This is a genomic window from Halomonas sp. 111 (assembly GCF_052379685.1).
Taxonomy (GTDB): Bacteria; Pseudomonadota; Gammaproteobacteria; order Pseudomonadales; family Halomonadaceae; genus Vreelandella; species Vreelandella citrativorans.
The window spans coordinates 31,946-44,683 of sequence record NZ_JBQSYV010000010.1; the positions used below are offsets into that span (position 1 = coordinate 31,946).

Consider the following 12,738-nt stretch of genomic DNA (forward strand, 5'->3'; position numbering starts at 1 on the left):
CTATTTCAATTCCAGACAATCATAACGTACTTGACCTGTCTACGGTTACGGGTGTCGTCGTTTCAAGCCCGGCGCGCTGTCTCAGCTCCAGCCGCCGTTCATAAAGCCCTTTAGCACTTAACGTACCAAGCACCAAGGCGCCGCCCACCATGGCGACCGGTGCGGGCTGTTCCGCCAGAATCCACCAAGCCAACAGTGTGCCCACCACGACTTCCAGCAACAGCAGCAAGCCGACTTCAGCGGAAGGCAGATACAACGGCCCACGCTGCAACAGTGTGACGCCGCAAGGCACAATGAACAGGCAAAGCAATACCACCACCGCTAGCTGGTTCGTAGCGGGTAAGGATGGCTCGCTGCCCGCCAGCCAGAAAATCCCTGCTACGCTTCCCACAATAAGGCCGTTGAATACCAGCATCGGGCTCATATCCACCCCCGGCCGCGTACGGCAGAGGGTAAAGTTAATCGCCAGAGTCGTCGCCGTCACCAAGGCGAAAGCGTTGCCTACCCACGAGCCTGCGCCCGAGTCATCTAACGCAATCATGGCGACACCTGCCATGCACAAACAGATCGCAAGCCAAGTGCGTCGGGGCAAGCGCTCCTTGAGAATGACCCAGGAGAGAATTGCCGCGATCAATGGTGCGCTGGCCAGGATCATCAACACGTTACCTGCCTTGGTGTACTGATTGCCAAGTACAAAACCGCAGGTGGTTAGACTGAACAGCAGCGCCACGGCGATGCCGGTCCAACCGCAGCGGCGATAAGCCGCCAATGTGCCGCGGCCATAGCGCGCCAAGGCGATTAGCAAAAACCCCAGCGCGGAGAGAAAGCCGCGCCACATGAGTATCTCAGCATCGGGCAGGTCGGCTACCTTGATCAGCAAGGCATCCGGCGCCATGATCATCGCGCCGCCACCGGTCAACAGCAGCCCCTGCTGGCGATGTGATAAAGCACTAAAGCGGCTCATGCTAGTGATTATCCCTGGGCGGATGCTGGCGGGCGACATCGCGGTACTTGGTCGCAGGTTCTAATGTCATGCCACGATCCAGCGGCTCGACCATGCTGCGCTGAATCTCTTGCCAAGGGGTCTGGTGGCCTGGGTAACGGTAGCCGCCCTGCTCGGCCAAACGCTTGCGGCGGGCTTCCAGCTCACTGGCGTCAATCAGCAGTTGCACCTCGCCACGCTTAAGATCAACCCGCAGCCGATCGCCGCTCTCAAGCAGCGCCAGCCCGCCCCCGGTGGCCGCTTCCGGAGACGCGTTGAGAATCGACGGCGAGCCGGATGTGCCCGACTGGCGCCCATCGCCCAGGCAGGGCAGCGACTCAATCCCTTGTTTTATCAACGCCTCTGGCGGCTGCATATTAACCACTTCGGCGCCGCCGGGATGCCCTACCGGGCCAGCGCCACGCATCACTAAAATGGTGCGAGCGTCGATATTCAACACTGGGTCGTCGATACGCGCGTGATAATCTTCTGAGCCATCAAACACCACCACCTTGCCTTCAAAGGCTTCAGGGTCGCCGGGATCGCTCAAGAAGCGCTCGCGGAAATCTCGAGAGATAACGCTGGTTTTCATCAGCGCGGAATCGAACAAATTGCCCTTGAGATTAAGAAACCCTGCATGGGCCACCAGCGGCTCGGCGTAGCGGCAAATCACATTGGGATCCTGGGTTTCCCGGCCCTGCAGATTATCGCCCAGAGAGCGACCATTCACCGTCAGCGCATCGCTATGCAGCTTGCCGGCCCCCTGGAGTTCATGAAGGATTGCCGGCACGCCCCCCGCGCGGTGAAACTCTTCACATAGAAAAGCCCCGGCGGGCATCACGTTGGCCAGCAGCGGAATCTCGTGGCCCAGGCGCTGCCAGTCATCGTTATTCAGCTCAATGCCTGCATGACGGGCGATAGCGTTAATATGTACCGGCGCGTTGGACGAGCCGCCCATGGCCGAGCAGGCCACAATGGCGTTCTCAAACGCTTCACGAGTCAGAATATCCAGCGGGCGCAGGTCTTCCCAGACCATATCGACGATTCGCACACCGGTGTCATAGGCCGCCATGGCGCGCTCTTTGTAGGGCGCGGGGATGACTGCCGAGCCCGGCAGGCTCATGCCCAATACCTCAGCCATGGAGTTCATGGTGGACGCGGTGCCCATGGTATTGCAGTGGCCAATCGAAGGCGCTGAGTCGCTGGCGCGGGAAAGGAATTCTGCGTAGTCGATATCCCCCGCTGCCAGGCGCTTGCGTAGCTCCCAGATAATCGTGCCCGAGCCCACCCGCTCGGCGCCCCGCCAGCCGTTAAGCATCGGCCCACCGGACAGCACAATCGCGGGGATATTCACCGTTGCCGCGGCCATCAGCGCAGCGGGAGTGGTTTTGTCACAGCCGGTGGTGAGCACCACGCCGTCTAACGGATAGCCATGGAGCACTTCCACCAACCCCAAGTATGCAAGATTGCGATCCAGCGCTGCGGTCGGCCGACGCACATTCTCATGGATAGGATGCATGGGGAACTCGAACGGCACGCCACCCGCCGCGCGAATACCGTCTTTAACCCGCTTGACCAGATCAATATGGTGACGGTTGCACGGGGTTAAATCAGATCCCGACTGGCAGATACCAATAATCGGCTTACCGCTCGTCAACTCATCCAACGTAATGCCGTAATTGAGGTAACGCTCAATACACAGCGCCGTAGTGCCGGGATGATCAGGGTTATCGAACCAGTAACGTGAACGCAACTGCTCAGGGGTTATTCGATGAGGGTTGGCCATGGCTACGCTCCACGCCTAAAGTAAAGGTAAAACGTCAGCAGGCGTGCCTAAGCCACTTAACCGTCTACTAACATTCTCAATTAAATTCAATAATCTCCTTTAAACATAAGGAGAGGGGGTCGCCATGACGGTACGCGTTCTTTACAGCGCCGTCGATACATACAAAAGTATATGTTGAACATATACTCAAAACGTTAGACATTCAGTTCAGGGCTGCGGTGCTGACCCCACGAGGGAAGTGCCGCTCAAACATAACAACAACCACGTTGCAGCTCGCTTGCAAGACGTTCTTCGCGAAGCGGTCTGCAGTACGCCAGGAGAGTGATAACGATGCATTATCTTTGGAAGCGCACCTTGCTAATGACCGGTGCTACGCTGCTCAGCTCAGGCATGGCTTACGCGCAAACGCCCGACCTTTCTGACCCGCCCGAGATCGAAGGTAGCGTTGTAGGTGATCATGGTAGCGTGACCCTACGCATGGGGCTTGGCCTTGCCGAAAGCTCGCCTCAGTACATCTCCAGCCAATACTTTGCGGATATTCTCGACCAGCGTAGCGAAGGAAGAATCAGCGTCAACATCTTCCCCAACAGCCAGCTCGGTGATGACGTGCAAATGATGGAAATGCTCCAGACCGGCACACTGGACATGACCTACCCATCCTCCTCCCCCGCTACCGGCTACGTTGAAGAGCTGGCCGTTTTCGATCTGCCGTTCCTGCTCCCAACCCGTGAGGCTGCCATTGAAGCCATGCGCAGCGACGCCGCGCAAGAGATGCTCGACGCGTTTGATGGCACCGGCATCAAAGCGCTGGCCTTTGCTGAAAACGGCTTCCGCCAGCTTTCCAATAGCGCACGCGAAGTCTCATCGCCGGAAGACGTAGCCGGTTTAGACGTTCGCGGTCTTTCCGTACGCACCATGGAAAACCCCGTTCACCTGGCTATCTGGCAAGCGCTAGGAGCCAACCCGACACCCATGGCATTTGGTGAGCTGTTTTCAGCCATGGAGCAGGGCGTTGTCGATGGACAGGAAAACCCCTGGAGTACCATCCTGACGTCCAACTTCTATGAAGTGCAGGATTACGGCTCGGAAACGCGCCACGTGTATACCCCCTTTATCAAGATGATCTCTCAGCGCACCTGGGATCGCCTCGATCCTGAGTATCAGGAGCTGGTTCAGGAAGCCGCGCTACAGGCTGCCGATTATGAAGTTCAGCTTTCGGCCGAGTATGACGATTGGGCACGCGACCAGCTTGAAGAACGTGGCATGCAAATTACCCGCCTTAATGACGAGCAGATAGCTGCTTTCCAGGAAGCCGTACAGCCTGTTTATGACGAATGGGCCCCGCGCATTGGTGAAGACCTGGTGGCAGAGTTCCAGCGGCTCGCCGGGTCGACAGCAGCCCAATAGGTATCCGCTGATACTTCGGATTGCTCTCGTGCGCATTTTCCACGATTAGACCATGCAAGAGGCCAACGCCTCTTGCATGGTCGTTACCTGTCTTTTCGGAGAGCTCATGGACACACCTGATACTCCTATTCCGGATACCACGGCCTTTTTCGATGACCCTCAGCGCGAGCCGCTGGAGATCGATACCGAGCAGCGCCGTGGTCCTGCGCTGTTCCGATGGCTAACACTGGCAATGGAGCACACAATTGCGGCTCTGCTGGTAGCGCTCATCGTGTCGGTATCGGCTAACGTGGTGGGCCGCGCCGTATTGAATCACTCGCTGCCCTGGGCCGATGAGCTGGCACGCATGCTGTTCATCTGGCTGATTTTCCTGGGAGCTGCGGCGGCATTTGCCCGCTATGAACATATTGCGGTGGATATCTTAGTGCGCAGGTTAAAACCACGCGCCGCCCATGCGCTGTATCTGTTTCAGCACCTGGTGATCACCGCGTTGATGGGCGTCATTGTCTGGGGTGGCTTTCTGGTGATGTCACGTGCTTCCGGGCGCACCGCGATCCTTGGCGTGCCATGGAATATCGTGAATGTCTCGCTGGTACTCTGCGCTGCCTTCATTGCCGCGGTAGCCATCTGGCGCGCTTGGCAAAGCATTTTGCAGATACGCTCGCCGGACGTTATTTCCACCGCTGATGGAGACCATTAGACCATGCTATGGATTTTTTTAGGCATTCTGTTCGCGTCGCTGGCCTTGGGCTTACCCATCGCCTTTGGTTTGGGCGTTGCGGCCGTGGTGATGGCGCTACTCTCGGATATTCCTCTCTCCATCATGATTGAGCAGTCAATACGTGGGGTAAATAGCTTCCCTCTGTTGGCCATCCCGTTCTTTATTCTAGTGGGCGAAGTAATGAGCAACGGCGGCATTGCCCGCCGCTTAATGGAGCTTGCTGGGGCTTTGGTCGGTTTCGTTCGCGGTGGTCTGGGCCAGGTCGCGATTACCGGCTCAATGTTCTTTGGCGGCATTAGTGGTTCTGCCGTGGCCGATACAGCCGCGACCGGCGCAATGATGATTCCGTCCATGACCAAGCAGGGCTATACCGCCCCGCAGGCCACGGCGATCAATACTGTCTCCTCGGTCATCGGCATCATCATTCCGCCGTCTATACCTCTGATTTTATTTGGCATTGTGACCGAAACCTCGATTAGCCGCCTGTTTATCGCCGGTATCGTGCCAGGGGTATTGATTGGCCTTGGGCTAATGGCCACGACCTTTATCATGGCCACCATCGGCCACGCCGGGCAGACCCGCAAGTTCCGTTTCGATGTACTGTGGAAAGCCTTCAAGGCGGCGTGGCTGGCCTTGGTGCTGCCGGTGATCGTCATCGGTGGAATTATTGGTGGCGTATTTACCGCTACTGAAGCCGCCGTTGCCGCCCTGCTCTACTCGCTGTTTATCTCGTTGGTGATCTATCGCGAATTTCACATCCGCGAGCTGTGGGGCATGTTAATTCGCACAGCTCGATTAACCGGGATGGTGTTACTTCTGCTGGCCTTTGCCACCGTCATCGCTTGGTTTCTGACTATCAATATGGTGCCGCAAACACTGGTTACCCAGGTTCAGGCAATCACTCAGGACCCTTTCCTACTGTTGTTAATCGTTGCGGGCTTACTACTGCTAGTGGGGTTCGTGATGGACCTGACCCCCGCCATGGTCATCATGGCGCCGATGCTGACGCCTATCGTTACCTCGGTGGGTGTTGACCCCGTCTACTTTGGCGTGCTCATGGCGTTCATTCTGGGTATCGGCCTTTTAACACCGCCAGTGGGCACCTGCCTTTACGTTGGCTGTGGCGTCGGTAAGGTCTCCATGGAACAGCTAGTTAAGGCCATGCTGCCCTACTACGCCGCCCTGCTAGTGGTACTGGTTATCTTGATTGCCTTCCCCGGCATTGTGACATGGCTGCCGGACCTCACCGCTGTGCGCGGCAACTAATCACTGACATTATATAAGGAAATCATATGCGCTTGATTCAGTACCTTGACCAGAACCAAGTTCACGTTGCTCTGGTAGAGGATGCCCAGACGGTTCGCCCCATCGCCATCGAGGGCGGCACTTACGCGCTAGCTAAAGCCGCTATTGCCGCTGGGGAGTCGCTTGAACAAGCCATTAAATCACGGCTTGGCGACACGCAGATTGATTACCAAACGCTAATCGACGAGCAGCGCCTGCTACCGCCGCTCACGCATCCCGACCCCGCCCACTGCTTGGTGACCGGCACCGGCCTCACCCACTTGGGCAGTGCCGATACGCGATCCGCCATGCATGCTAAAACTCAAGTGGCCGAGGAGGAACTGACCGACTCCATGCGTATGTTCAAACTCGGCGTTGAAGGCGGAAAGCCTTCCGATAACGCCGAAGGGTCGCAGCCGGAATGGTTCTATAAAGGCGATGGCGACTGTATCGTCGCGCCGGAAGCAGACATGCCTTCTCCCGCGTTTGCCCAAGATGCTGGTGAAGAACCAGAGCTTGCGGGGCTCTATATTGTGGCTGACGATGGCACTCCGTGGCGGATTGGCTACGCTGTGGGTAACGAATTTTCCGACCATGTTACTGAGCGCTTTAACTACCTATGGCTGGCGCACTCTAAATTGCGCGCCTGTAGCGTTGGCCCAGAGCTGTTGATCGGAGAGTTGCCTGCCCACCTTGAAGGCACCAGCCGCATTGTGCGCGATGGCCAAACATTGTGGGAAAAGCCGTTTTTAACCGGTGAGTCCAATATGGCCCACAGCCTCGCCAATCTTGAGCACCACCACTTCAAATACGCAGGCTTTCGCCGACCGGGCGATGTCCACGTCCACTTCTTCGGCACGGCTACTCTTAGCTTCGCCGATCAGATTCAAACTCGCGATGGTGATCGTTTCGAGATCACGCTTAACGATTTTGGCCGCTCACTACGCAACACGCTACGCATGCCAACGAATCACAAGCACGAAACAACCATCGTCAACGCGCTTTAACAGGAGGCTACATGACACTGCAAGGTACACTGCTTATCGGTCAACAGGCCGTCACCGGTACTCAAGCCGATATTGTTGCCGTTAACCCGGCCACCGGCGAGACACTGGAGCCGCGCTACCCCGGTGGTAGCCGCGCCGAGGTTGAAAAAGCCTGCCAGCTTGCCGAAGCGGCGTTTGATCAATACCGCGAAACTTCACTTGAAGCGCGCGCTCACTTCCTGGAAACCATTGCCGAAGAAATTGAGGCCATTGGTGCTGACCTGACCCAGCGCGGCGTGGCCGAAACGGGCCTGCCTGAAGCGCGCCTTGAAGGCGAGCGAGGCCGGACCTGCGGTCAGCTGCGGCTGTTCGCCTCGGTAGTACGTGCGGGCGAATGGCTGGATTTACGCCACGACCCGGCCCAGCCTGATCGCCAACCCATGCCGCGTGCCGACTTACGTCAGCGCCATATTCCGCTTGGCCCCGTGGCCGTGTTCGGTGCCAGCAACTTCCCATTGGCTTTCAGCGTAGCAGGGGGCGATACCGCCTCGGCACTGGCAGCAGGCTGCCCGGTGGTGGTCAAGGGCCACTCTGCCCACCCCGGCACTTCTGAGCTGATAGGCCGCGCTATTCAACGCGCTGCGGCCAAGTGCAACATGCCGGAAGGGGTGTTTTCGCTGCTGTTCGGCTCAGGTCGCGATATTGGCCAGGCGCTGGTCTCAGACCCGCGTATTAAAGCGGTTGGTTTTACCGGCTCGCGCAGCGGCGGCATGGCCTTGATGGCGACGGCCCAAGCGCGTCCCGAGCCGATTCCCGTTTATGCCGAGATGAGCAGCATCAACCCGGTATTCCTGTTCCCCGAGGCGCTGAAAGCACGCGGCAACAAGATTGCCGAAGGCTTTGTTGCCTCGCTGAATATGGGCGCGGGTCAGTTCTGCACCAACCCTGGTCTGGTCATTGGCCTTAAAGGCGCTGACCTGGATGCGTTTATCACTACCGCTGGGGAAGCCGTTAAAGCCAGCGGCGCCCAAACGATGCTGACGCCCGGCATCCATGAGGCGTATCAAAGCGGTGTCTCCGCCCTTTCGGGCCAACCAAGCGTCAAGGAAGTAGCCCGTGGTCAGTCAGGTAGCGGCCCGTATAGCTGTCAACCGGGGCTATTTGTAGCCAGCGCTCAGGACTTCCTTAACAATGACGCGCTTCAGGGCGAAATCTTCGGCGCTACCTCGCTGGTCATTGAGTGCGCTGATACGCGGGAGATGCAGCGTGTTGCCGACCAGCTCGAAGGTCAGCTGACGATTACCCTGCAAATGGACGATGGCGACCTGGAGGCCGCAAAATCACTTCTTCCCACGCTTGAGCAGCGCGCCGGCCGACTCCTGGCCAATGGCTGGCCGACCGGGGTCGAAGTGGGTCACGCGATGGTGCATGGAGGACCGTTCCCGGCAACGTCCGACAGCCGCACCACGTCCGTCGGCAGCGCCGCGATTTATCGCTTCCTGCGCCCCGTCTGCTATCAGGACCTGCCTGCTGGCTTACTGCCAGAAGCATTGCGCGACGATAATCCTTTTAAGGTTTCACGACTGGTCGATGGCAAACGTGAGGGCTAGCCCCAGCAACGTTAAGAAGCATCCGATAGGCGTTTTTTAAGCTGCCTATAGGTGCCGTAGTGACGGTCGAGGTGGCGCCGCATGGCCGCCTCGGCCGCATCAGGGTCCCGGGACTCGATCGCTTCGATGATTTCAGTATGAGCAGCAGTGGCCGCCTTATCCTCACCCTTTTGCTGTAATACCAAAGCGCGTCGATCATCCAGCCACTCAGAAAGCGCCACGTGAATAGCATCAAAGATCGGGTTGCGGCCGATACTCGCCAATACGCCATGGAAGTCGTTATCGGAGCGCTTGAAACGAGCCTCATCTCCAATAGCGTCACGATTGTCTGACAGCGCATCGCGCAATCGCATCAAATCCTCGTCGCTTGCGTGGCGCGCAGCATGACGCGCCAGCGATATCTCGAACATCGCCCGGGCTTCCTGAAAATACTGCTGCCCATCAGGCTTGGAAAGCAATTGTCGGGTAACGCCAGAAAGCCTCGCCATGACGGCTTCGGCAGTAGGTCGGATCACCCTGGCACGCGTACCGCTGTTGATCGCGATTAGCCCAAGCTGCTGCAAATGGAACAGCGCTTCACGCACGGCGGGTCTGCCCACACCAAACTGCTCCATCAATTCCCGTTCTGAAGGCAATTGATCATTTTCGCTTAGCCGCCCCTCAAGAATCTCTGCCTCGAGCTGTTCGGCGACCTGTTCAGACAACGTTTTACGCTCGATCCGGTATCTGCTCATAGGCAGTCACTCCTGATTAACCTGGAATTCACCGCCACTTTACTGCATTTCCCATTGCAATCCTTTAACTGTACCTTCAATCGAGCCGAAACAGCGGCGCTAGCTGGTACTGCTTGGCGATCTCTGCATAAGCCGACTGATTGGCAGAATCCAGTGGAATGCCGCCGACATCGCGCTGCGCCTGACAGCGCCATTCGCGATCACCTGGCGCCATTACCCGCGCGTCTGGTGTAGCAGGCTGGGCCCGGAGATCCGCTAAATATTCAGCCAGTCCGCGTGCAAACGTGCCTTCTTCCACAAACGCATCGGGTTTCATTGCTAAAAAGAAATGCCCCACGCCACGTGGCGTCGACATATCCGGCCCGACCATGGGTAAAAGCTTGAAGCCGTGCTGCATTCCCGAGAGCATCGAACTAAGTATCTCGACCATGCCGCCAAGCCCTGCGCCTTTAAACCCAAAGCTACTGCCTCCTAACGGCAGCAATGCTGTAACCTCGCTAGGCACGCGGCTCACCTTACCTTCAGCATTAGCAGCAACCTGATCCGGCAGCTCGCGACCAATCGCCCCGAACTGCCGCACGCGGTTCCAGGGAATCGAGCTGGTCGCCATATCCAACAGGTACGGCGCGCTCCCTGCCACCGGTGCAGCAAAAGCGATGGGGTTAGTGCCGTGAAAAGGCTTGGCGCCGTCATGCAGCAGCACGAATGGGTCCGAGTTACAGAACGCCATGCCTAGGTAGCCCCGCTCGGCCGCCGCCAACGCATAGCATCCCGCTGCCCCAAAGTGCGATGAGTTACCAACCGCTACAGCTCCCACTCCCACTTCGCCTGCCATCGTCATGGCCTGCTCGATGGCGGTGTAGCCTGCCAAATGGCCTAGCCCATCATCGGCATCTAAAAAGCCCGTTGCCGCCAAGCGCTGGTGAAACACCATGTCAGGCGCGCCGTTGATACGTCCGCCTTTGAGTGCCTGTAAATAGTGCGGCAATAGACGTAACCCGTGGCTATCTGTACCCATGCGTGAAGCGGTTACCAACGCTCGGCTCACGGCATCTGCAGATGCTTGATTGGCGCCAGCAGCCACAAGTGCCGCTTGCATAAAGCGCGTTAAATCCTCACGGGTAACGCGAAAATCCAATGACGTATCGGTCATCAAACAATACTCCAAAGCCTAATATTGTTGTTAACGGCTAATCAGCCGGTCGTGCTCAACGGTATATCAGCGTGGGAAGCCACATGGAAATAGCCGGAATAAAGGTCACTAATAACAAGCAGATCACCAGCGGAATCAGGAACGGAATGGTTCCTCGCATGCAGCGCTCAAAGCTGACATTGGATACTCGGGAAAGTACGTAGAGCACCATTCCCACCGGCGGCGTCAACAGGCCGATCATCAGGTTGAGCACCATAATCACGCCAAAATGAACGGGATCAACACCGACGGCAACCGCCATGGGCAACAGGACCGGCACCAGGATGGTGATCGCGGCAATAGTTTCCATAAAGCAGCCGACAATGATGAGTACAATGTTGGCCATCATCAGTACGGCGAGTTTGCTATCGGCAAAGGGCCCCATTAAGGCAATCACGTTCTGGGTAACCTGATTGCTAGTGAGTATCCAGGCAAATATCGATGCTGAAGAGACAATGAACAGGATTACCGCGGTTGTCTCGATGGTTTCCATACTGACTTTTAACAATTTCCGCCAGGTCAGGGTGCGGTAAACCACTACTCCCAGTATCAGCGCATAAAACACAGCAGCGACCGCCGCCTCGGTAGGGGTAAAAGCACCGGTGATAATACCGCCCACGATAATGACGGGCGTCATTAAGGATAGAAAAGCCCGCTTAAAGGTATGCCCAAGCACGCGCATCGAAAATATCGCGTCACGCTGATAGCCCCGCCGGCGCGAGATGATAAAGATCATCAGCATTAACATCCCCCCCATTAACAGCCCAGGAATTAACCCGGCGGCAAACAGCTGGCCCACAGAGGCTGAGGCCATAACGCCGTAAATGACCATGGGTAAACTCGGCGGGATAATCGGCCCGATGGTGGATGAGGCCGCGGTAATACCCACCGCAAACTCCTCATCGTAGCCCGCATCTTTCATCGCCTTCACTTCAATCATGCCAAGGCCACCGGCATCCGCCACGGCCGCCCCTGACATTCCAGAGAACACGATACTGGCGCCCACGTTCACGTGCCCCAGCCCACCGCGCATCCAGCCCATCAGGGCCTTAGCAAAATTGAAAATCCGCTCCGTGATGCCGCCGTTATTCATCAGGCTGCCAGCAAAGATAAAAAACGGAATGGCCAGCAGTGGAAAGCTGTCGATGCCGTTGATCATGCGGTGCGCTATGACGATATTGGGTACCTGACCGGTGATCAGTACAAACATCAAGCAGGCGCCCGCCAAGCTAATCGCAATGGGGACCCCGAGCACCAACATGGTGAATAATGCGAAAAACAAGAAGCCGAGGTCATAGCCCATCAGCGGTAATATCACGCAACCCAGCACGGCCAGTGCCGAGAGCAGCGGCGACACTAACGGTTTTTGCCAGCGCATCATGGAGATTCGGGACATAGCAGGCCTCTCGATAAAAATGGCATAACGGGATACCACTTTTCAAGCGACATCGGTACGATCCCGGCACCTCAGATAAAGCCGCTGGATGGTACGTAGCGCCATTAATAAAAATGCCGCACAAACCGTGAAATAGATGATGCTCTTGGGCAGGTCGACCGATACCATCAGGCTATTGGTACGTGCTGCCAGTTGATAGGCGATCCACGCCATTGCTATATAAAAGCCAAGGCTTACCAGGCCCACTAGGCGCTCCAGTAAGCGTGCCTGCCACTCCGGCATGTAATGGTAGAAGAACTCCACCAGGATGTGGCTGCCGTTGCGGGCGGCCATTACGCTGCCCAAAAAGCCAACCCCAATCAGCAGATAACGGGCAATTTCCTCGGTCCAGCCGATAGAACTGCCCAGCACATAGCGGCTAAAAAACTGAGCGAAGACCACCAGAATAAGTGCCCAGAACAGCGTCAGGGTCACAAAGTCTTCAATTCGATAATCACTCAGTTTGAAGGGGGCATCTTCAAAGGCGGATTCAAAATCCACCATCGGATCAATGCTGGGCGGTGCATCTTCGCGTGCGTCACTCATGGCACAATACTCCAGACACTTCGCTAAAAAGTTAGCGAAGTGCTCGCTGAGGTTG

11 protein-coding genes are annotated in these 12,738 nt (G+C 57.0%); 5 read left to right on the top strand and 6 right to left on the bottom strand.

Annotated features, from left to right (window positions below; translation table 11 throughout):
- Positions 1-19 precede the first annotated feature (19 nt).
- Together ACT3T7_RS09175 and ACT3T7_RS09180 are read right to left on the bottom strand one after the other, a co-directional pair.
- On the bottom strand, positions 20-964 hold the full coding sequence (locus ACT3T7_RS09175) for a DMT family transporter (RefSeq protein ID WP_172117972.1): 945 nt from the start codon (positions 962-964) through the stop codon (positions 20-22).
- Position 965: 1 nt separating this feature from the next.
- Positions 966-2,768, bottom strand: coding sequence for an IlvD/Edd family dehydratase (locus ACT3T7_RS09180; RefSeq protein ID WP_172117971.1), 1,803 nt, complete (start codon positions 2,766-2,768; stop codon positions 966-968).
- Positions 2,769-3,098: 330 nt separating this feature from the next.
- Here ACT3T7_RS09180 and ACT3T7_RS09185 point away from each other — a divergent pair, with 330 nt between their 5' ends.
- The 5 genes from ACT3T7_RS09185 to ACT3T7_RS09205 all read left to right on the top strand — a co-directional run bounded on the left by ACT3T7_RS09185 (position 3,099) and on the right by ACT3T7_RS09205 (position 8,776).
- On the top strand, positions 3,099-4,175 hold the full coding sequence (locus ACT3T7_RS09185) for a TRAP transporter substrate-binding protein (RefSeq protein WP_444630827.1): 1,077 nt from the start codon (positions 3,099-3,101) through the stop codon (positions 4,173-4,175).
- 106 nt (positions 4,176-4,281) lie between these two features.
- Entirely contained in the window at positions 4,282-4,875 is a 594-nt protein-coding gene (locus tag ACT3T7_RS09190; protein ID WP_172117969.1) for a TRAP transporter small permease, read from the top strand.
- Positions 4,876-4,878: 3 nt separating this feature from the next.
- A complete protein-coding gene (locus ACT3T7_RS09195) occupies positions 4,879-6,162 on the top strand; it encodes a TRAP transporter large permease (RefSeq protein WP_444630828.1) in 1,284 nt (427 codons plus the stop codon).
- Positions 6,163-6,188: 26 nt separating this feature from the next.
- Positions 6,189-7,187, top strand: coding sequence for an AraD1 family protein (gene araD1, locus ACT3T7_RS09200; RefSeq protein ID WP_444630829.1), 999 nt, complete (start codon positions 6,189-6,191; stop codon positions 7,185-7,187).
- 11 nt (positions 7,188-7,198) lie between these two features.
- A complete protein-coding gene (locus ACT3T7_RS09205) occupies positions 7,199-8,776 on the top strand; it encodes an aldehyde dehydrogenase (NADP(+)) (RefSeq protein ID WP_444630830.1) in 1,578 nt (525 codons plus the stop codon).
- Between the two features lie 11 nt (positions 8,777-8,787).
- Here ACT3T7_RS09205 and nanR read toward each other — a convergent pair whose 3' ends face one another.
- The 4 genes from nanR to ACT3T7_RS09225 form a co-directional block, all read right to left on the bottom strand.
- Entirely contained in the window at positions 8,788-9,510 is a 723-nt protein-coding gene (gene nanR / locus ACT3T7_RS09210; protein WP_444630831.1) for a transcriptional regulator NanR, read from the bottom strand.
- A 76-nt stretch (positions 9,511-9,586) separates the two neighbouring features.
- On the bottom strand, positions 9,587-10,663 hold the full coding sequence (locus tag ACT3T7_RS09215) for an Ldh family oxidoreductase (protein WP_444630832.1): 1,077 nt from the start codon (positions 10,661-10,663) through the stop codon (positions 9,587-9,589).
- A 55-nt stretch (positions 10,664-10,718) separates the two neighbouring features.
- On the bottom strand, positions 10,719-12,098 hold the full coding sequence (locus ACT3T7_RS09220) for a TRAP transporter large permease (RefSeq protein WP_444630833.1): 1,380 nt from the start codon (positions 12,096-12,098) through the stop codon (positions 10,719-10,721).
- A gap of 42 nt (positions 12,099-12,140) precedes the next feature.
- Positions 12,141-12,683: a TRAP transporter small permease gene (locus tag ACT3T7_RS09225; RefSeq protein WP_444630834.1), complete on the bottom strand. Its 543-nt coding sequence runs from the start codon at positions 12,681-12,683 to the stop codon at positions 12,141-12,143.
- Positions 12,684-12,738: the final 55 nt, after the last annotated feature.

What these genes read in the sequence shown, in the direction of transcription:
- ACT3T7_RS09225 (WP_444630834.1), bottom strand. Translation starts at nt 12,683, where the DNA reads ATGAGTGACGCACGCGAAGATGCACCGCCCAGCATTGATCCGATGGTG.
- ACT3T7_RS09220 (WP_444630833.1), bottom strand. Translation starts at nt 12,098, where the DNA reads ATGTCCCGAATCTCCATGATGCGCTGGCAAAAACCGTTAGTGTCGCCG.
- ACT3T7_RS09190 (WP_172117969.1), top strand. Translation starts at nt 4,282, where the DNA reads ATGGACACACCTGATACTCCTATTCCGGATACCACGGCCTTTTTCGAT.
- araD1 (WP_444630829.1), top strand. Translation starts at nt 6,189, where the DNA reads ATGCGCTTGATTCAGTACCTTGACCAGAACCAAGTTCACGTTGCTCTG.
- ACT3T7_RS09175 (WP_172117972.1), bottom strand. Translation starts at nt 964, where the DNA reads ATGAGCCGCTTTAGTGCTTTATCACATCGCCAGCAGGGGCTGCTGTTG.
- ACT3T7_RS09205 (WP_444630830.1), top strand. Translation starts at nt 7,199, where the DNA reads ATGACACTGCAAGGTACACTGCTTATCGGTCAACAGGCCGTCACCGGT.
- ACT3T7_RS09195 (WP_444630828.1), top strand. Translation starts at nt 4,879, where the DNA reads ATGCTATGGATTTTTTTAGGCATTCTGTTCGCGTCGCTGGCCTTGGGC.
- ACT3T7_RS09185 (WP_444630827.1), top strand. Translation starts at nt 3,099, where the DNA reads ATGCATTATCTTTGGAAGCGCACCTTGCTAATGACCGGTGCTACGCTG.
- ACT3T7_RS09215 (WP_444630832.1), bottom strand. Translation starts at nt 10,663, where the DNA reads ATGACCGATACGTCATTGGATTTTCGCGTTACCCGTGAGGATTTAACG.
- nanR (WP_444630831.1), bottom strand. Translation starts at nt 9,510, where the DNA reads ATGAGCAGATACCGGATCGAGCGTAAAACGTTGTCTGAACAGGTCGCC.
- ACT3T7_RS09180 (WP_172117971.1), bottom strand. Translation starts at nt 2,768, where the DNA reads ATGGCCAACCCTCATCGAATAACCCCTGAGCAGTTGCGTTCACGTTAC.